The sequence below is a fragment of the Cloacibacterium rupense genome (genome assembly GCF_014645495.1).
Taxonomy (GTDB): Bacteria; Bacteroidota; Bacteroidia; order Flavobacteriales; family Weeksellaceae; genus Cloacibacterium; species Cloacibacterium rupense.
This window is the reverse complement of record NZ_BMLV01000002.1, coordinates 46,041-64,706: the sequence shown is the minus strand read 5'-3', so window position 1 is coordinate 64,706 and position 18,666 is coordinate 46,041. Positions and strand designations below refer to the sequence as shown.

Sequence of the window (18,666 nt, the reverse complement as noted above, 5' to 3'; positions counted from 1 at the left end):
TTTAGAAATTTACACTTAGATTAACACCAATACTTCTGGTAGAAGGCTGAGAAAATACTTCTATTCCTTGGAAAGCTTCACCAGTACTAGAAACTACGTTTGGATCAAATGGTATGTTTTTGTCTTTTTTGTAGATGAAGAATAAATTTCTACCTACAATAGAGATATTGGCTTTTTGAATAAAACTATTTTTAGGAATAAAATTGTAACCCAAAGAGAATTCTGCAAGACGGAAATTGCTTAGGTCATAAACATATTCGCTAGTGTATCCATCTCTTCCACCTACAGCATTGTAGTATTCTTTAGCGCTAATGTTGTAATTGTTACCTTTTCCGTCACTTACTAATATTTGACCGTTATTGGTATTTCTAGCATCTGCAGTGGCTTGTGAAACACCTGCTTGGTCTAGCATTGCTTGTGTGGTACTAACCGCTTTACCACCCATTTTACCATCAATTACAACATTCAGTGTAAAGTTTTTGTAATTAAAGGTGTTTACCCAACCAGCATTCCAATCTGGGAATGGTGTACCTGCTTCTTGCATTCCTAAACTAACAGGAGTAGGAGTGCCTGAACTGTTATCAAAAATAGCAAGACCATTAGCATCTTTTGCCAATTGTTTTACCATAATGGTTCCAAATCTAGAACCTTCTTTCAAGATGTATTGGAAAGAATTATCAAGTGGAGTAAGGGTTGCCGTTACAGTACCATCTGCTTGTCTTAAGAAGTCTGAAAGTGATTTCACATAACTCTTATTGGTTCCAAAGTTAATGGTAGAACTCCATTCGAAATTGTCATCTTTGAAAGGAATTACGTTAAGAGATGCCTCTATACCTTTAGATTCTATATCTCCACCATTTACAGCCCATCTTTGTACCCCGTAGATGTTACTTCCTGCATTGATTTCAAAATATTGATTGGTGGTGTTTGATAGATAATAAGTAAAATCAAAATTAACTCTGTTATTAAATAATCTAGCTTCAAGACCTGCTTCCCAAGATTTTTTAAGTTCAGGTTTTAGAGCAATTCCTGGGTAACTAGAAACAGCTGGTTCCTGAATAACTCCTCCAGTTAATTTACCATAAGTACTAGATAAATTTCCTTGAATAAAAGAAGGAATGTCATTACCAACTTGTGCATAAGCACCTCTCAATTTTAAAAATTTTACAGTATCTCCGAAGTCTATGTACTTATTAAGAATAGTAGATAAACCTACAGAAGGATAAAAGAAACTTTCGGAAAGGGCACTAGACCAGTCATTTCTTGCTGAAACATCTAAATAAATAGCTTTATCAAAACCAAATTGTGCACTTCCAAATACAGACTTAGTTTCTTTGTCAGTTCCAATAGAATTACCTATTCCTTCTGTTCCTACGAAGTTGCCAAGAACGAAATAATTAGGAATTTTAAGACCTTGCCCTGGTTTGTCAAAGCCAGAATCTGCAAAAGTTAAATCTCCAAGTTTAAAATCATTTCTACTTGCTCCTAAAACAGCACTCACATCAAACTTGCCGAAAGACTTATTGGCTGTGGCAATGATATCGGTGTACCACTGTGTATCTACGCTATTTTCGCTGATATATCTACCGAATTTATGAGCCAAAACAGGAGTGGTTCCAGCGTATAATCTTCTTTTGTAATTTCTGTTTACATAATCATAAGAAGCTCTAGCTTGGAAGGTAAGCCAATCTGTGGCAACATAAGAGATAGAGCCTTTCATGTATGCTCTTTTATTGTTTTCGTCTGTTGCAGCTCTATTAAGTAACCAATATGGGTTTTGCTCTATGTCACTTGTAAAAGCAGCATTATTGAAAATATTCTGTTCTTTGATATAATTTTGTGTATTTAAACGCTCAAAATTAGTGGTGTAATCATCATAGTTTTCACCTCTTGGGAAAGCGTATAATCCTACTAGAGGACTTAGATATAAACCATTCCCTGGTCTGTTGTGAAATCTCTGTTCAGATACATTTACAGATGCATCTACTTTTAATTTGTCACCAAATAAGTTTACTGTTTCTCTGAAGGTAAAGTTATTTTGATTCATTCTACTAGTTGGGATTACACCATTAGAAGAAGTATTAGCATAAGATAAATAGCTTGAAAAAATATTGTTACTAGCACTCAATGAAACTGAATTGATGCTTGTAAGACCAGTTTTGAAGAATTTTTTAGCATAATCTTCTGTGCTTCCTTTTGCTCCCCAGCTTGTTCCTCCTTGGCCAGGATTGGTTGCTAGGTATTCGTATTGTAGTTTTGGATAGTAAGCTGCACTTTCTGCAGTAATATTAGAGTTGAAATTTAAACTTACTTTTCCAGATTTACCTTTTTTAGTTGTGATTAAGATAACGCCATTAGCACCTTGGCTACCATATAATGCAGCAGAAGCGGCACCTCTTAATACGTTAATATTTTCAATGTCGTCAGGATTGATTAATGAAAGAACATCACCACCATCTCTGCTTCCTCCTTCGTCACCAAAAATAGAACCAGGTTGAGAAGGAGTAGAATTGGTGATTGGAACTCCATCTATTACATACAGTGGTTGGTTATTTCTAGAAGAAGATTGTCCTCTAAGGGTTACTTTCACAGAACCACCAATACCAGAAGAACTTCTACTAATGTTTACACCCGCTACTCTACCAGATAGACTGTTCATTGGGTTAGCATCTTTTACTTTTACTAATGCATCACCGCCAATTTCTTGTGTTGAATAAGTAAGTGCTCTTTTTTCTTTCTTAATTCCTAATGCAGTTACTACCACACCTTGAATTTCTTTGGTCTTAAGACTATCTCTTTTCTCTTCTTGTGCTTTTACTAGCGCAAAGGATGAAGATAAAACTACAATCAAGACAGCATTTGTTAGTTTTTTCATATAAATTAGATTATTTATTAGTTCCTATTCAGTTTAAAAAAAAAGCAATTATTAAATTGACAAAATTCTATCAAACCGAAATATCTTTTTCTTGTTGTCTAAATGTATTTGTTAAAAAAATCTTAAAAAAATTTATTATACAAAAAGTGTTGTTTTTTCAACCAACGACAATTTATGTTAAATCAACTGCCTAATTTTCTTTCAATAAATAGCTTTTTATCGTCTTAAAATGACTTGTTTTGAATTTAACATTAACAAGAAATTATGTTTGTTAACCAAATTTTAAGTAATGTTGTAAAAAAATTCAACAATGGACACCGGATTACTCAAGTTCGATATCAGGCCAAAACATCACGTTTTCTTTTGGTTAGCTTATTTTTTTCTAAATTTTTTGAGATGGGGTGCTTATTTTAATGACTATGTGTATTCTTTTAAGTCAAATTTGTTAGAGTTTTCACTTCATATTCCATTTGTTTATGTTAATCTCTTTATTTTAATCCCAAAATTTCTTTTAAAATCAAAATATAAAACTTATGTTTTGGCATTGCTAGGTTGTTTAGCAGTTATCTATTTACTAAAAACAGGTTTAACTTACGTTTTGATTACCAAGTACATTTGGCCAGAAGCCAATAGAGAGTACCATCCTTTTGATGTTAACCATATTGTAGCGGTTGTTATAGGAGAATTATACGTTTTGGCGATGGCATCTTCTGTCTATCTTACCTTAAAATGGTTGAGAGAAAGAGAACGCAACAGAGCCTTAAACGAAGAACAACTGAAAATGAAAGTCAAAAATCTTGAAATTCAAATTCAGCCACATTTCTTTTTTAATACACTTAATAATCTCTATTCCTTGTCATTGTCTAAGTCTAATTTAGTGCCTAATACCATTATCAAACTTTCTAAATTAATGAAGTATGTTTTGTATGATATTAAGGATAATGAGTCCGTTCCACTAATAAAAGAATTTGATTATATCCAGAATTATATAGATATAGAAAAGCTAAGGTTTAAAAATATAGAAGTAACTACCAATATCAATGCAAATATTGATAAAGTAATGGTTCCGCCCATGATTTTCATCAATTTTATTGAAAATTCTCTGAAACACGGAGGATATAATGATGAGTTAAGAATTAAAATAAATTGTACTGTTGAAGATAAAAAATACTTGATTTTTGAAGTTATTAATAATTTTGTAAATTCACCGCATCACAAAATTACCAGCGGAATAGGAATAGAAAACGTGGTCAATAGATTGAATCTTTTATACCAAAATGACTTTAGTTTTAAACAGAGAAGCAAGTTTAACTATTATATTATAGAACTTAAAATGCCAATAAAATATGAAAATTAAATGCATAATTGTAGATGATGAACCTTTGGCTATCGAAGTTCTTGTTAATTATTTTAAAAATTATTCAAACTTTGAAGTCTTAGGTGTTTTTAATAATTCTGTCCAAGCTTTAGATTTTCTCAATAAAAATGTGGTAGATGTTCTTTTTATTGATATCAATATGCCTTTAATGTCAGGTTTTGAGCTGATAAAGCTTTATAGCAATAAAAACAATACCAAAATCATTATCACTACAGCTTACAGAGAGTTTGCCGCAGAAAGTTATGACCTAGATGTATTAGATTATTTGGTAAAACCTATTCCGATGTCACGTTTCATAAAATCAATTTCTAAAATAGAAAATGAACTTAAAAAAGGAATAGTAACGCCTCAAAAAAATGATTATATCATCATAAAAGTAGATAAAAAAATGGTGAAACTAGGACTAGACGAAATCATTTTTGTGGAAGGAATGAAAGAATATGTAAAGGTCATCACCGCAGAAAAAACATATATTACTCACAGAACTTTGACGTCTATTTCAGAAGAATTGCCAGAAAATTTGTTCTCTAGAGTTCACAAATCTTTTACTGTTTCGCTCAATAAAATTAATTCTATCGAAGGAAATTTACTGAATATTTCGGGTTATAAAATCCCAATCGGAAGAAAATTTACCAAAGAAGTGAAAGCCAAAATATTAGAATAACAAACCCTTGCAAAATTTCTGCAAGGGTTTGTTTATGTTTTTTTTGGAGGTTTTTATTTCTGATTTTTATAAAACTGAATTCCGCAATCTAAGAATTTTTTGAAATCTTCTTTTGGCATATAACCAGAAACAGGCGTGTTAATCACTTTTCCTTCTGGTGTTACCAAAACATAATGCGGCTGAGAATTATTATTAAAATTCACTTGTTGAAACATACTCCATTTATCACCAATGGTTTTTACCTTTTTCATTTGTCCGTTGCCCATATCAATTTTGGTTTGCTGGGTTTCTGGCAATTCTTCTTTATCATCTACATATAGTGATGCTAAAACCACTTCGTTTTGCAGAGTTGGCAGCACATCTGGTTCACTCCAAACAAATTCTTCCATTTTTCTACAGTTTTCACAACCGTAACCAGTGAAATCTATCAAAACAGGTTTGTTTTCTTTTTTTGCAAGTTCTATCGCTTTGTAGAAATCGTGTTCAGGATGCATTCCCAAGATTCCATCTTTTTCGTCGTGGAAATAACTTACATTAATTGGAGGCAAAATCCCAGAAAGCAATTGTAATTTTGGTCTTTCCGCAGGTATTAATCCTTGAACTAAGTACACTACAAATCCAAAACTTAGAATTCCTAAAATTTTTCTAGTCGTAGAAATTTTTTCGTTTTTATCATCGTGAGGAAACTTAATCTTCCCGAATAAATACAAGGCTAAAGCTATGGCAATTACAATCCATATTCCTATGAAAAGTTCTCTTTTTAATAAGAATGTTTTAGACACCAAATCTGCTTTTGATAAGAATTTGAGTGCTAAAGCTAATTCTATGAAACCTAGAACTACTTTTACCGTATTCATCCAACCGCCAGATTTTGGCAAACTTTGTAAAGCTTGAGGAAATAATGCCAACAAGCCAAAAACAATAGCCCAACTCAAACCGAATCCTGCTAATGCAAAGGTTAACAATAATGGAACATTTTGTGAACTAGAAGCTACGCCACCTAATAAACTTCCTAAAATAGGTCCGGTACAAGAAAATGAAACAATTACTAAAGTTAGTGCCATAAAGAAAATCCCAATCAAACCGCCAGCTTCTTCGGCTTTTGCAGATTTATTGGCTACCCAACTTGGTAATGTGATATCATAGTACCCAAAAAAGCTTAATGCAAAGAATAAGAAAATAGCAAAAAAGAATAAATTTAACCAAATATTGGTGGAAATTTGATTAAAAATGTTCCCTGAAATTCCATCAATGATATGAAAAGGAACGCTTAATAAAACAAAAATTAAAAGGATGAAAAATCCATAAAGTAGGGCATCTCTTTTGCCTTTTGCTTTGTCTTTTTGTCCTTTGGTGAAGAACGAAACCGTTAAAGGAATCATTGGGAAAACACACGGTGTAAGTAATGCTATCAATCCACCGATAAAGCCTAAAATAAAAATCCAAAGATTACTTTCTCTATTTTCTGTAGTTTTGGTTCCGCAGTCTGTTAATGGATTTTTGAAATCCAAACTATTTACCTTAATTCCGTCGTGTTGTTCTTCCTTTAATGTAGTTGCAAGACTTACATTTTCTGTAGTTTTGGTGCTGTCTTTTGTAAGGGTTTCTTCGGTGCTTGTTTCTGTAGTTGTGGCAACTGTACCTTCTATTTTTTTCTCAAATTCTAAAGTTTCTGGCGCTAGACAAACCTTATCATTACAAGTTTGATAGGTAAATTCTGCGGCTACAGAACTTCCTTTTTCAGGATTTTTGAGTTTAAATTTTTGCTTAAAAATTACATTTCCAGATAGTGTGGTAAGATCAGCACCAAAAGCTTCGGAAAAAGAGGTTTCTTTTTTGCCAGTTTCGGTAGCTTTTCCTATCAATTCTATGTCTTTAGAAGTGATTTTTATTTCCGTAGGAATAGCGCCAACTTCAGGGTCTATGTCTTTGGAATAAATATGCCAACCGTTGTCTATTTTGGCGGTAATAATGGCTTCATACTGGTTTTCACCAATAGATTTTATATCATAATTCAGCTTTACGTGTTTTTCTATTTGTGAAAAAAAGAGTTGAGAGACAACCGCGAAAAACAAGAGCAAAAATTTCTTCATTTTTAAATTTTTAAAGTTACAAAAGTAAAAAAAACGACGGATTAAAAATGTTAAAGACTTCTTAAGGTTTTAAATCTTTATCAATTACAAAATCAATTTCTTTTTTTACAGAAAATTTCTTTTCTTTTTATGGTGATTTCATGCGTACTGCTTCGGAAGAACTTTCCGTTTTCGGCAGACATTATTTTTTCGATTTCAATTCCTGTGAAACCTAATTTTCTGATGATTTCTATGATAATGGTTTTGTGTTTTTTTAATAAAATGGTTTTGTTCAAGGTGAATTCAGATTCATTGCCCTCTACAAAAATTTCATCGAAGGTTTTTTGGATTTCTTCTTGAAAAAAACGATTTACAGTATCTAAATAACCAAGACTTTCGCCAAATTTCTCCAAAAAATTAGGGAAGACTTCTTCCATTTTCGGAACAATTTGATTTCGGATTTTGTTTCTCAGATAATCGTCTTTTTGGTTGCTTTTATCTTCTCTGAAATCGATTTTGTTTTCTTCAGCAAATGCATAAATCTCAGATTTTGAAAAACTCAAAAGCGGGCGCAAAATTCGGTTTTCATTTTTAGGAATTCCGCTCAATCCTTTAATTCCAGAGCCTCTAGAAAGATTGATAATAAAGGTTTCTAGCTCGTCATTCAAATGATGTGCAGTTACAATAAAGTCTAGGTTTTCTTTCACTAAAAGGTTAAAAAAGAAATCGTAACGTACTTCTCTTGCCCAATTTTGTAAAGATTTCATTTTAGATTTTTCTTCCTCCGAAATGTCTTTTAAATGAAATTTAATATCATTTTTTTTACAAAAATCTTCTACTATTTTTTTGTCTAGATTTGAATCTTCATCTCTGAAATGATAATTGATGTGCGCAATTTCAAATTTCAAATCACCAATTTTAAAAAGCGAAGCCAGCACCATAGAATCTGCACCGCCACTTACCGCCAAGAGAAATTTTTTGGAAGAGATGTCACCTCCCAATTCCATTAAAATTTTCTTAAAATTGTTAAAGTCTAACAATGTACGGTATGTTTTTTGCAAATATAAACCATATAAACAAATCCTTTTTGTAAATTTGAAATCAATTTTAAATCTAAATATGATATTTATGAGAATTTTTAAAATCTTAACCATCGCAGTTATGGGTGTTTCTCTTACCTCATGTGTAAGCAAGAAACAGTATGAAGCATTAAATCTTAATTACAAACAATGCATAGAAGGTGCAGCAGAAAGACAACGTGAAATACAAGACTTGAAATCTGCTAATGCTGGATTAACAAGTGAAAATGCTTTACTTAGAGATCAAAACGGCGCATTGAAAACTTCTTTAGATGCTTGTCTTTCAAATGCAGGAAAAGGTTCTGCCAATATCGATAAACTAATCGGGGAAATAAATGCATCTAATTCTTACATCAAACGTCTAATTTCTACTAATTCTAAAAATGATAGTTTAAATTTGGCTTTATCTAACAAGTTGAAAAGAAGTTTAGACAATGTTGCAGATGCAGATGTAGACGTTAAAGTATTAAAAGGTGTGGTAATGATTTCATTGTCAGATAAAATGCTTTATAAGTCAGGCGATTATAATATTTTACCAGCAGCTCAAGATGTGCTAGGAAAAGTAGCGAAAGTAATCAATGATTATGATACTTACAGCGTTTTGATTGAAGGAAATACAGATAATGTACCTTTGGCAAGTGCTAACTTGCCAAAAGACAACTGGGATTTGTCTGCTCTTAGAGCTACTTCAGTTGCTAAAGTTTTACAGACTCAATTTGGGGTAAATCCGAATAGAATTACTGCTGGTGGTAGAAGTGAATACAATCCTAAAACTACCAATGCTTCGGTTTCTGGGCGCGCAGAAAACCGTAGAACAGAAATCATCATTATGCCTAAGCTAGATGAATTTATGAAATTGATGGACATTGCTCCAGTGAAAAAATAATTTCAAGTAATTTAACAGAATAAGAATCCCGATTTTTTCGGGATTTTTTATTTTTTTGACACAATGTAAAATAGATAGACTACAATAGTTAGATAAAATAATGTTCCAAAAGACATTAAAAATAAATTTCTCCTTGTATTTTTATTAAAGTGATTGTTGTAGAAAATTTCATAACCTGTTATTATAATAAGAGGAAAAAATAATATTGGCCAAATGAAAAAAATGAAGATGGGATGGTAGAAGATGGTTTTCAAATTGAATATTTTGTCCAAAGTTAAAAAGAAAAGTAAATAAATCTGTAATTTTGTAAACATCACCACATCAACCAATCATCGCACTACAAAAAAATGAGTTATTTCGAAGAATTGCACCCTGAAATGGACAGATATTTAGAAGATACGGCTTCTAAAGAACCAGAAATTCTAAAACGCCTTAGAAAAGAAACCTACCAAAAAACCACGCAGCCACATATGATTTCAGGTTATTTGCAGGGCAGGTTACTTTCTTTAATCTCAAAAATGATAAATCCAAAAAACATATTAGAAATTGGTACTTTTACAGGTTATGCTGCGCTTTGTTTGGCAGAAGGTATGCAAAAAGATGGAAAATTGACCACATTAGATGTTAATGAAGATTTGGCTTATTTGCCAAAAAAATATTTTATCGAAAGTGAATTTGCTGCTCAAATCGATTTTAAGCTTCAAGATGCTAAAAAATTTTTGAAAGATTCTGACGATATTTTTGACTTGATTTTTATTGATGCTGATAAAGAAAATTATGCAGAATATCTAAAATTGGTAAAGCCAAGAATGAAATCAGGAAGTGTTTTGATGGTAGATAATGTGCTTTGGTACGGAAAAGTTCTTGATGAAAAAGGAAACAAACAGACAGAACAAATTAAATGGGTTAATAAATTAATTGCCGAAGACGCAGATTTTGAAAATGTAATTTTACCTTTGCGAGACGGAATTCATTTAGCTCGTAAAATTTAAAGTTAAGAACAAAGAGAAAAGAATAAAGAGAAAAGATGAATGTCTTTAATCTATGCTCTTTTTTCTTTAATCTCAAATAGATTATGGAAAAATACTACTGCAGCGTATCAGTTTCGCCAATTAGAGCAGATATTTCTGAGAAATCTGAAATGACTTCTCAAATTTTGTACGGAGAAACCTGCGAAATCATCGAAACGGAAGGGTTGTACAGCAAAATCAAAATGGATTTTGATGGTTATGAAGGTTGGGTAAATTCTTCGGTTTTAAAAAAGGAAAATTCAGAAATTTCTAAAAATTTAGTGACCCAAATTTATGGTGTTTTTGATTTGCCGGAAGGTAGAAATTTGCTTTCTTTAGGCAGCGAAGTTGCTTTTGAAACTGAAAATTTAATAGATAAAAATAACATCAGAGAAAGTTTGGTAGAAACTGCCAAAAAATTCATAAATGTTCCTTATTTATGGGGCGGAAGAAGTTATTTTGGGATAGATTGTAGTGCTTTGGTTCAATTGGTGTATAAAATTCATGGCGTTGCATTGCCTAGAGATGCGGATAAACAAGCAGAACTAGGCGAAGCCAGAGATTTTGTAGAGGAAAGTGAACCAGGCGATTTGGCGTTCTTCGAAGACGAGACAGGTTTTATTTCGCACGTTGGTTTGGTGCTTTCTCCGTTCGAATTGATACATGCCAGCGGAAAAGTGCGCATAGATTCTCTAGATTTTTCTGGAATTTACAACGCCGAAAAAAACAAGCATACGCACAAACTGAGAATGGTGAAAACAGTTATTTAGAATTAGATAAAGTTTTAAATATAATTAGTTTCATATTTGTGCTTACAAAGTAATTTATAGCCATAAAAAATGAGTGGTATTATTAGTTTTCTAGATGGATTTTCAATTTCTATATTATTGATATTGTGGAGTTATACGTTGATGAATTTCAATAAATTGCCAAAGATAATCCCTATTCATTTTGGGTTTGATGGTAAGCCAGATAATTTCGGCTCAAAATATTTTATTTTTCTTTTGCCTATTCTAGCTTTGTTATTATATTTTTTTCTAGGATATAATGTGAAAGAAATAAATAATTATCCAGTAGAAATTACCAAAGAAAACAAAGATGTGCAGTTAGTTATTGCTATTTTGGCTGTAAAAACAATTATTGCATATGTTCTTTTTATATTTTTTACGTTTCAAAAACATATCAAAAACATTTCTCTCAAAAAAACAGAAAAATCAATTCCAATGGTAAAACATATTTTGGGCTTATTTTTCATTATTGGTTTTTTCTTGATTGTTGCAAATATTTATAAATAAATGAAGCATCTCTACAACATATCCATCTTCCATCTTGAATTAGCGTTCAAAGTTTTGTCATGGTTCAATGACAAGATTAAACGCGGTTTAGAAGGTAGAAAACATTCTTTAGAAATTATAGAATCTAAAATTTCTAAAGACGACAATGTCATTTGGATGCACGCTGCAAGTTTGGGGGAATATGAACAAGGATTGCCCGTTTTAGAAAAATTGAAAGAAAAATATCCTAATCATAAAGTTTTGGTCACTTTTTTTTCGCCTTCTGGTTATGAAAACGTGGTGAAAAAAAATAAAGAAGACATTCTGTGTTATCTTCCATTTGATAAAAAAAACACGATTTCTGAGTTTGTGAAAGCCGTAAAACCCGAAATTTTCTTTACTGTAAAATACGATTTTTGGTATCACCTTTTAGATGAATTAAAGAAAAACGGGGCAAAAGTTTTCGTGGTTTCCGCATTGTTTTATGATAAACAAGTGTATTTCAAGCCACAAGGAAAATGGTTTGTAAATGAACTGAAAAAGAATGTTGATTGGATTTTTCATCAAACCGAAAAATCTTTTTCTTTGGCCCAAAGAATTGGTTTAACCAAAGGTTCAGTTTCGGGAGATACAAGATTTGATAGGGTAAAACAGATTAAAAATCGGAATAATTCAGTGGAATTTATTGATGAATTTAAAGCCGATAAAAAACTGTTGGTTTTCGGAAGTTCTTGGGAAGCAGAAGAAAAAATAGCAAGAATTCTTTCAGAAAAATTAGAAAATTTCAAGATGATTATTGCTCCGCACGATTTGAAAAGAGTGCAAAATCTCAAACAAATCTTTTCAAGCGCAATTCTCTACAGCGAAATCGCAAAATCGCAAAATCGTAAAACTGAAAATGAAGCCATTTTACAACTTAACGATTTTACGACTACACAAATACTCATTATAGATTCTATTGGCTTACTCTCAAAACTCTATTCTTACGCAGATATAGCAATTGTTGGAGGTGGTTTTCACGATAAAGGATTGCATAATATTTTAGAAGCTGCAACCTTTGGCATCCCAGTACTATTTGGAAATCAATACAAAAAAAATCCTGAAGCAGATGGTTTGATTGCCCAAAATGGAGGTAAATCATTTACTAAAGAAGAATCAGCTGCAGATTTTGTTTTAGAATTAACTAAAAATTCAATTTTGTTGAATGAAATGAGTCAAAATGCAGAAAAATTTGTGCATACTCAACCGAATTCTTCAGAACTTATTTTGAAGAAAATTTTAGAGTAAGATTCTTTTTCAATTACTGATAACAATCATCTAGAATCCATTCATAATCTTCATAATTTTGCAAAAAAATAATATGAAGAAAGTAAATGTAGGCGTTTTGATGTTATTAGGCGCAATGTTGAGCTTTTCAGGATGTAGTTCTAATCAAGTTTCTCAAAAAGAAGTTTCTGTACAAGAAAATCTTGGTCCCAATCAAATTTTAGAAGTTTTAAAAGCCGGAAATGACCATTTTGTGCATCATAAAAATGCATTCCCGCATTTGGATAAAGCTAGAATGATGGAAGAAATTTCTGGGCAACATCCTATTGCAACCATCGTAAGTTGTTCAGATTCTAGAGTGCCTATAGAATTGGTTTTTGATAGAGGAATTGGTGATTTATTTGTGATAAGAACTGCAGGAAATTCTCTAGATGATGATATGACGATGGGAAGTTTAGAATATGCAGTAGAGCATTTACATACCAAATTAATAATAGTAGTTGGGCACGAAAAATGTGGAGGAATTACTGCTGCCATTTCTAATCACACTGATGAGAAAGAGCTCAAAGAAATTTCTAACCTGATAGAAACGCTTAGAAATGGAGTAGCCCCTTTTGTAGGGAAAACCGAAAAATTAGATGAAGCCATTCATTATAATGTAGACCATCAAATTCAGAAAATTCTTCAAAATTCAGAATTAAAAGAGTTGATAGAAAAAGGTGAACTGAAAGTGGTAGGAGGCTATTATCATCTTAATGATGGTAAAGTAGATATTCTTAATTAAATAGTTTAGAATATTTCATAAACCCATTGAAAGCCCAATTGGCGGTATAATACAGAGATTTTAGGGTAGAAAAATTCATATAATCTTTGTATACCAAATATTGGTCTTTCATGATATTGGTTTTTTTTCTAGAAACACTAGTTGCGTGCATTCTGTATTTGGCTAGTGTCTTTTTCAGTGGTTTTCCTTTTGGGATTTTCTTTAGTAAATTCAGCCACATTACGTGGTCTTCTCGCTTGCTTCCTTCTGGGAAAAACTCTTTGCCAACTCGTTCAGAATCATACATTGAGGCAAGAAGTGAAAGTCTACAAGTTTTTAATAAATTATCAAAAGTTACCTCTATATCTGCTTCGAAATTTGCGATTTTTGGTTGTAAATTTTCATCACATCTTGCATAGGTGCAATAGGCGAGTTCTGCATTTTCAGATTTCATAAAAGAAATCATTTCTTGTAGAAAATTGGGTTCCCAAAAATCATCAGCGTCTAGAAAAGTAATGTATTTTCCCGTTGCTTTTTCTAAAGATAGATTTCTAGCGTGACCAGCTCCTCCATTTTTTTCTGCTTCTATCAGAATAATTCTAGAATCTTGATGTCTTTTTATAATTTCCACAGAATTATCAGCAGATTGGTCATCAGTAATGATCCATTCCCAATCCTGAAAAGTTTGTGACAGAACAGATTTTATGGTGTCTTCTAAGAATTTAGAAGAGTTATAACAAGGAGTAATAATGGAAACTTGCGCCATAGTTTTGCAAATATAACCAATGTCTAGAAAAACATTTGTATCTTTACCTATCAATAACCAATAAATTTTTTAAAATGAAAAAACTAATTCTATTTTTCTTTGGTGCGTTTTTACTTCTCAATTTATCATGTAGCAGAGATGATGATTCTTCAGATTTTTCTGGATCTGTATTAGGCAGTTGGTATATTTACAGTGTTGGTCTTAACGGAACAGTAAGTCAAAATGGCATTTCTACACCAATTAATATAACTCAGCCCTTGAATAGCTGTATGCAAAAATCTACCGTAACTTTTAATCAAGATGGCACGGGTAATGCAACCTCTTGGGAAGATACTTCTGGAACTTGTACTAAAATTCAAGATGAGAATTTTACCTATACTTATGATACTTCTTCTAAGGTGTTGACCATTAAAATGGTAAGTGAAACAGACGTTACCAGCCTTACAAAATTAACCAGCAGTGAAATGGTGGGTGAAGAAAATGTTACTAATTTTCAAGTAGAAGGAGCTATGTTCTCTGGCAAGATTACAACCGTAATGAAGAGAAAGTAAATTAATCAAAAATTTTATATTTAATCCTTGTCAAAAATTGATGAGGATTTTTTCTTTTAAAAATCTTAAATTTGTAAATTCTTAGAAATCAAGTTTAATAATACTATAAAATATAACAGCGTGTTTTACGATCACAAGCAGATAGAGCAAAAATGGCAAAAGTTTTGGGAAGAAAACCAAACTTATAAAACTGAAAATAATTCTACAAAACCTAAATTCTACGTTTTAGACATGTTTCCGTATCCTTCTGGAGCAGGTTTGCACGTAGGGCATCCTCTTGGTTATATCGCTTCAGATATTTATGCAAGGTTCAAAAGACATCAAGGTTTTAACGTGCTTCATCCAATTGGTTATGATTCTTTTGGTTTGCCAGCAGAACAATACGCCATACAAACTGGGCAGCATCCTGCGATTACTACAGAGCAAAATATTACAAGATACGAAGAGCAATTGCGTAAAATTGGCTTCTCTTTCGATTGGAGTAGAGAGGTAAGAACTTCGGATGCTTCTTATTATAAATGGACACAATGGATTTTTATAGAATTATTCCATTCTTGGTACAATAAAACTTCAGATAAAGCAGAATCTATCCATACTTTGGTAGAACATTTTGAAAAATTTGGAACTGAAAATTTAGATGCAGTTCAGAATGATGAATTAAATTTTACTGCAGAAGAATGGAATGCTGCCGATGAAAACGAAAAACAAGACATTTTACTCAATTACAGATTAGCTTACAGAGCCGAAACTACCGTAAATTGGTGTCCAGCTTTAGGAACTGTTCTTGCAAATGATGAGGTAAAAGATGGAAAATCGGAACGTGGCGGTTATCCTGTGTTTCAGAAAAAAATGATGCAGTGGAGCATGAGAATTACGGCATATTCTGAAAGATTGTTGCAAGGTTTACAAAAGCTAGATTGGCCACAACCATTGAAGGACTCTCAAGAATATTGGATTGGAAAATCTCAAGGAGCAGCTGTGAAATTTAATGTTTCTGGAATTGAAGAACAGATTGAAGTTTTCACCACTCGTCCTGATACTATTTTTGGGGCAGCTTTTATGGTTTTGGCGCCAGAAAATCCTTTGGTAGAAAAATTAACGACTCCAGAACAAAAATCTGAAGTTGAAAATTATATTGAAGAAACTTCCAAAAAAACTGAACGCGATAGAATGGCAGACGTGAAAAACGTTTCTGGAGCGTTCACAGGAAGTTACGCTATAAATCCTTTCACAGGGAAAAATATCCCAATTTATATTTCAGATTACGTTTTGATGGGTTACGGAACGGGTGCGGTAATGGCGGTTCCTGCGCATGATGAGCGTGACCACCGTTTTGCGAAAAAATTCGGTTTAGAGATTATCAATGTTATCGAAAATGATAAAGATATTCAAGAAGAGTCTTATGATTCTAAAGATTCGGTTTGTGTAAATTCTGAATTTTTGAACGGACTGAATTATAATGATGCGAAAGCAAAAATTATTTCAGAAATTGAGAAAATGGGCATCGGTCACGGAACTACCAATTATAGACAGCGTGATGCGATTTTCTCTCGTCAAAGATATTGGGGAGAGCCAGTTCCTGTATATTATAAAGAAGGAATGCCTTATACTTTGCCTGTTTCTGCATTGCCTTTAGAATTGCCAGAAGTAGAGAAATATTTGCCAACCGAAGACGGCGATCCGCCATTAGGAAATGCTAAAAATTTCGCGTGGGACGAAACGAATCTAAAAGTAGTTTCTGTAGATTTAATTGATGAAAAAACCGTTTTCCCGATTGAACTTTCTACAATGCCAGGTTGGGCGGGAAGTTCTTGGTATTTTTTGAGATATATGGACCCAAAAAATGATGGAGAATTTTGTGCAAAAGATTTATCAGATTATTGGGGACAAGTAGATTTATACATTGGTGGAAGCGAACACGCAACCGGACACTTATTGTATTCCCGTTTTTGGAATATGTTCTTAAAAGACAGAGGGTACATCAACCAAGATGAGCCTTTCCAAAAATTAATCAATCAAGGAATGATTTTGGGTTATAGTGCATTAATTTTTAGAATTGACGGAACGAATAAAATTGTTTCTAAAAATTTAGCCAAAGATTACGAAACTCAAAGAATTCCGGTTGATATTTCTATGATTAAAGGAAATGATGAATTAGACACAGAAGCGTTGAGAAATTGGCGTCCTGAATTTAAAGATGCTGAATTTATTCTAGAAAACGGAAAGTATATTGTTGAAAGAGAAGTTGACAAGATGTCAAAAAGAACACACAACGTCGTAAATCCAGATGATATTGCAGAAGAATATGGTGCAGATTGTTTGCGTTTGTACGAAATGTTTTTGGGTCCATTAGAACAATCAAAACCATGGAATACCCAAGGTTTAAGCGGAGTTTACGGATTTTTGAAAAAATTCTATAATCTTTATTTTGATGGAGATACTTTCTCTGTTTCAGACGAAGAACCAACCAAAGCAGAACTGAAAGTGCTGCATACTTTGATTAAGAAATTTACGTTTGATATTCAGAATTTCTCTTTCAATACATCTGTTTCGCAGTTTATGATTGCTGTAAACGAATTACAGAAATTAAAATGTAATAAGAGAGCAATTTTAGAGCCTTTGGCAGTAATTATTTCGCCTTTTGCACCACACATTTGTGAAGAATTATGGGAAAAACTAGGCAAAAATACTTCTATAGAATTTGAAAAATTGCCAGAATTAAATGAAGCGTATTTGGTAGAAGATGAGATAAACTATCCTGTAAGTTTCAATGGTAAAATGAAGTTTACCATGGCTTTAGCAGCGGATTTAGACGCTAAACAAATTGAAGAAATAGCAATGGCAAATGAAAAAGTTCAGGAGATTTTAGCGGGAGCAACCCCTAAAAAAGTAATTATTGTACCAAAGAAAATTATCAACATTGTATTTTAAATTTTTGTTAAAAAATATAAAATCAACTCATTGTTTTATTGTGCATTTGTAAAAAAAATATAGTTAAAATTTATTAATTCATATTGTTTTAAAAAGATGGGTTTATAATTTATAAAAATCCGTTAAAATTTTGATTATTTGATAACTTACGAAGTTTTTTTGAAAACCAGAAATTTGTCATAGTTTGGATTTTTTACTTGCATTTTACAATAATTTGGCTTTATTTTACACCCTCAAAAAAATTAACAATTATAATTTAGTTTAATATGGAAATGAATGTTTCAACACAAGAGGAGCAAGTAGTTGCTAAAAAAGCAGGTGGTCTTAATCCTGCAATCGTTTTACCTATTTTATTTGTTATAGGTATCTGTATTTATTTATTTGTATTAGGAAATCCTGGTAATTTCAAGGAAGACCCTAGACTTACAGGAGCATCAGTTGCAATGTCTGATATTCCATTAAAAGAAGTACACCCAGAGTCTTTCATGGGAATTATCTACATGGGAGGTCCTATCGTACCAATTTTGATTACTTTTATGATTACAGTAATCGTTTTCTCTTTTGAGCGTTTCTTCGTTTTAAGAAGAGCAGCTGGTAAAGGTAATCTAGACAACTATGTAGTGAAAGTTAGAGGTTTACTAAACAAAAACAAAATTGATGAAGCTATCGAAGAATGTGATGCTCAGCAAGGTTCTGTAGGTAATGTAGTAAAAGAAGGTCTTACAACTTACAAAGCATTAACTAACGATAATACTCTAAACAAAGAGCAAAAATTAGTAGCACTTACTAAATCAATAGAAGAAGCTACTACATTAGAAATGCCAATGCTAGAAAAGAATATGATGATTCTTTCTACTTTAGGTACTGTTGCTACATTAGTAGCGTTATTAGGAACTGTAATCGGGATGATTAAAGCGTTCTTCGCTTTAGGTTCTGGTGGTGGTACTCCAGATGCTGCAGCGTTATCAATCGGTATCTCTGAAGCATTGATTAATACAGCTTTAGGTATTGGTACTTCTGCTATCGCTATTATCCTTTATAATTTCTTTACTTCTAAAATTGATGGTCTTACATACAAGATTGACGAAATCGGTATGTCTATCCAACAATCTTTTGCTGAATTTAACTAATTAATAGCTAGTTTTGGCAAA

15 protein-coding genes are annotated in these 18,666 nt (G+C 32.3%); 11 read left to right on the top strand and 4 right to left on the bottom strand.

The annotated features are described in order from the left end of the window. Position 1: 1 nt before the first annotated feature. Positions 2-2,875 carry a SusC/RagA family TonB-linked outer membrane protein gene (locus IEW40_RS04215; RefSeq protein ID WP_188616844.1) on the bottom strand — a complete coding sequence of 958 codons (2,874 nt, stop codon included), beginning with the start codon at positions 2,873-2,875 and terminating at the stop codon, positions 2-4. A gap of 310 nt (positions 2,876-3,185) precedes the next feature. Between IEW40_RS04215 and IEW40_RS04210 the strand changes: the two genes are divergently transcribed. Then, positions 3,186-4,232 carry a sensor histidine kinase gene (locus tag IEW40_RS04210; protein ID WP_188616843.1) on the top strand — a complete coding sequence of 349 codons (1,047 nt, stop codon included), beginning with the start codon at positions 3,186-3,188 and terminating at the stop codon, positions 4,230-4,232. Beyond that, on the top strand, positions 4,222-4,917 hold the full coding sequence (locus tag IEW40_RS04205; RefSeq protein WP_188616842.1) for a LytR/AlgR family response regulator transcription factor: 696 nt from the start codon (positions 4,222-4,224) through the stop codon (positions 4,915-4,917). Before IEW40_RS04210 ends, IEW40_RS04205 begins: the two co-directional genes overlap by 11 nt. Positions 4,918-4,970: 53 nt before the next feature. On the opposite strand, the gene IEW40_RS04200 is transcribed toward IEW40_RS04205, so the two are convergent. Together IEW40_RS04200 and tilS are read right to left on the bottom strand one after the other, a co-directional pair. Continuing rightward, positions 4,971-7,010 (bottom strand): protein-disulfide reductase DsbD family protein, encoded by a 2,040-nt coding sequence (locus IEW40_RS04200; RefSeq protein WP_188616841.1) that lies wholly within the window; start codon positions 7,008-7,010, stop codon positions 4,971-4,973. 92 nt (positions 7,011-7,102) lie between these two features. After that, positions 7,103-8,029, bottom strand: coding sequence for a tRNA lysidine(34) synthetase TilS (gene tilS, locus IEW40_RS04195; RefSeq protein WP_188616840.1), 927 nt, complete (start codon positions 8,027-8,029; stop codon positions 7,103-7,105). 88 nt (positions 8,030-8,117) lie between these two features. On the opposite strand from tilS, the gene IEW40_RS04190 reads away from it, so the two are divergent. From IEW40_RS04190 to IEW40_RS04165, 6 genes are all read left to right on the top strand, one after another. Next, positions 8,118-8,954, top strand: a complete 837-nt coding sequence (locus tag IEW40_RS04190) for an OmpA/MotB family protein (protein WP_188616839.1) — start codon at positions 8,118-8,120, stop codon at positions 8,952-8,954. A 347-nt stretch (positions 8,955-9,301) separates the two neighbouring features. After that, complete coding sequence (locus IEW40_RS04185; RefSeq protein ID WP_188616838.1) at positions 9,302-9,946, top strand: O-methyltransferase; 645 nt, start codon at positions 9,302-9,304, stop codon at positions 9,944-9,946. 83 nt (positions 9,947-10,029) lie between these two features. Beyond that, positions 10,030-10,734, top strand: coding sequence for a C40 family peptidase (locus IEW40_RS04180; RefSeq protein ID WP_188616837.1), 705 nt, complete (start codon positions 10,030-10,032; stop codon positions 10,732-10,734). A 69-nt stretch (positions 10,735-10,803) separates the two neighbouring features. After that, on the top strand, positions 10,804-11,259 hold the full coding sequence (locus IEW40_RS04175) for a DUF1648 domain-containing protein (protein ID WP_188616836.1): 456 nt from the start codon (positions 10,804-10,806) through the stop codon (positions 11,257-11,259). Next, a complete protein-coding gene (locus IEW40_RS04170; protein ID WP_188616835.1) occupies positions 11,260-12,525 on the top strand; it encodes a 3-deoxy-D-manno-octulosonic acid transferase in 1,266 nt (421 codons plus the stop codon). Positions 12,526-12,598: 73 nt separating this feature from the next. Beyond that, positions 12,599-13,288: a carbonic anhydrase gene (locus IEW40_RS04165; RefSeq protein ID WP_188616834.1), complete on the top strand. Its 690-nt coding sequence runs from the start codon at positions 12,599-12,601 to the stop codon at positions 13,286-13,288. On the opposite strand, the gene IEW40_RS04160 is transcribed toward IEW40_RS04165, so the two are convergent. Beyond that, the gene (locus IEW40_RS04160; protein ID WP_188617478.1) at positions 13,281-14,033 is read right to left on the bottom strand and encodes a glycosyltransferase family 2 protein; all 753 of its coding nucleotides are present in this window, start codon (positions 14,031-14,033) and stop codon (positions 13,281-13,283) included. The genes IEW40_RS04165 and IEW40_RS04160 overlap by 8 nt on opposite strands. Positions 14,034-14,107: 74 nt before the next feature. Between IEW40_RS04160 and IEW40_RS04155 the strand changes: the two genes are divergently transcribed. The 3 genes from IEW40_RS04155 (at position 14,108) to IEW40_RS04145 (ending at position 18,645) form a co-directional block, all read left to right on the top strand. After that, complete coding sequence (locus tag IEW40_RS04155; protein ID WP_188616833.1) at positions 14,108-14,584, top strand: lipocalin family protein; 477 nt, start codon at positions 14,108-14,110, stop codon at positions 14,582-14,584. A 120-nt stretch (positions 14,585-14,704) separates the two neighbouring features. Next, a complete protein-coding gene (leuS, locus tag IEW40_RS04150) occupies positions 14,705-17,515 on the top strand; it encodes a leucine--tRNA ligase (RefSeq protein ID WP_188616832.1) in 2,811 nt (936 codons plus the stop codon). 266 nt (positions 17,516-17,781) lie between these two features. Then, positions 17,782-18,645: a MotA/TolQ/ExbB proton channel family protein gene (locus IEW40_RS04145; protein WP_188616831.1), complete on the top strand. Its 864-nt coding sequence runs from the start codon at positions 17,782-17,784 to the stop codon at positions 18,643-18,645. Positions 18,646-18,666: the final 21 nt, after the last annotated feature.

What these genes read in the sequence shown, in the direction of transcription:
- IEW40_RS04215 (WP_188616844.1), bottom strand. Translation starts at nt 2,875, where the DNA reads ATGAAAAAACTAACAAATGCTGTCTTGATTGTAGTTTTATCTTCATCC.
- IEW40_RS04200 (WP_188616841.1), bottom strand. Translation starts at nt 7,010, where the DNA reads ATGAAGAAATTTTTGCTCTTGTTTTTCGCGGTTGTCTCTCAACTCTTT.
- IEW40_RS04165 (WP_188616834.1), top strand. Translation starts at nt 12,599, where the DNA reads ATGAAGAAAGTAAATGTAGGCGTTTTGATGTTATTAGGCGCAATGTTG.
- IEW40_RS04190 (WP_188616839.1), top strand. Translation starts at nt 8,118, where the DNA reads ATGAGAATTTTTAAAATCTTAACCATCGCAGTTATGGGTGTTTCTCTT.
- IEW40_RS04155 (WP_188616833.1), top strand. Translation starts at nt 14,108, where the DNA reads ATGAAAAAACTAATTCTATTTTTCTTTGGTGCGTTTTTACTTCTCAAT.
- IEW40_RS04180 (WP_188616837.1), top strand. Translation starts at nt 10,030, where the DNA reads ATGGAAAAATACTACTGCAGCGTATCAGTTTCGCCAATTAGAGCAGAT.
- IEW40_RS04205 (WP_188616842.1), top strand. Translation starts at nt 4,222, where the DNA reads ATGAAAATTAAATGCATAATTGTAGATGATGAACCTTTGGCTATCGAA.
- IEW40_RS04175 (WP_188616836.1), top strand. Translation starts at nt 10,804, where the DNA reads ATGAGTGGTATTATTAGTTTTCTAGATGGATTTTCAATTTCTATATTA.
- IEW40_RS04185 (WP_188616838.1), top strand. Translation starts at nt 9,302, where the DNA reads ATGAGTTATTTCGAAGAATTGCACCCTGAAATGGACAGATATTTAGAA.
- IEW40_RS04160 (WP_188617478.1), bottom strand. Translation starts at nt 14,033, where the DNA reads ATGGCGCAAGTTTCCATTATTACTCCTTGTTATAACTCTTCTAAATTC.
- IEW40_RS04210 (WP_188616843.1), top strand. Translation starts at nt 3,186, where the DNA reads ATGGACACCGGATTACTCAAGTTCGATATCAGGCCAAAACATCACGTT.
- IEW40_RS04170 (WP_188616835.1), top strand. Translation starts at nt 11,260, where the DNA reads ATGAAGCATCTCTACAACATATCCATCTTCCATCTTGAATTAGCGTTC.
- IEW40_RS04145 (WP_188616831.1), top strand. Translation starts at nt 17,782, where the DNA reads ATGGAAATGAATGTTTCAACACAAGAGGAGCAAGTAGTTGCTAAAAAA.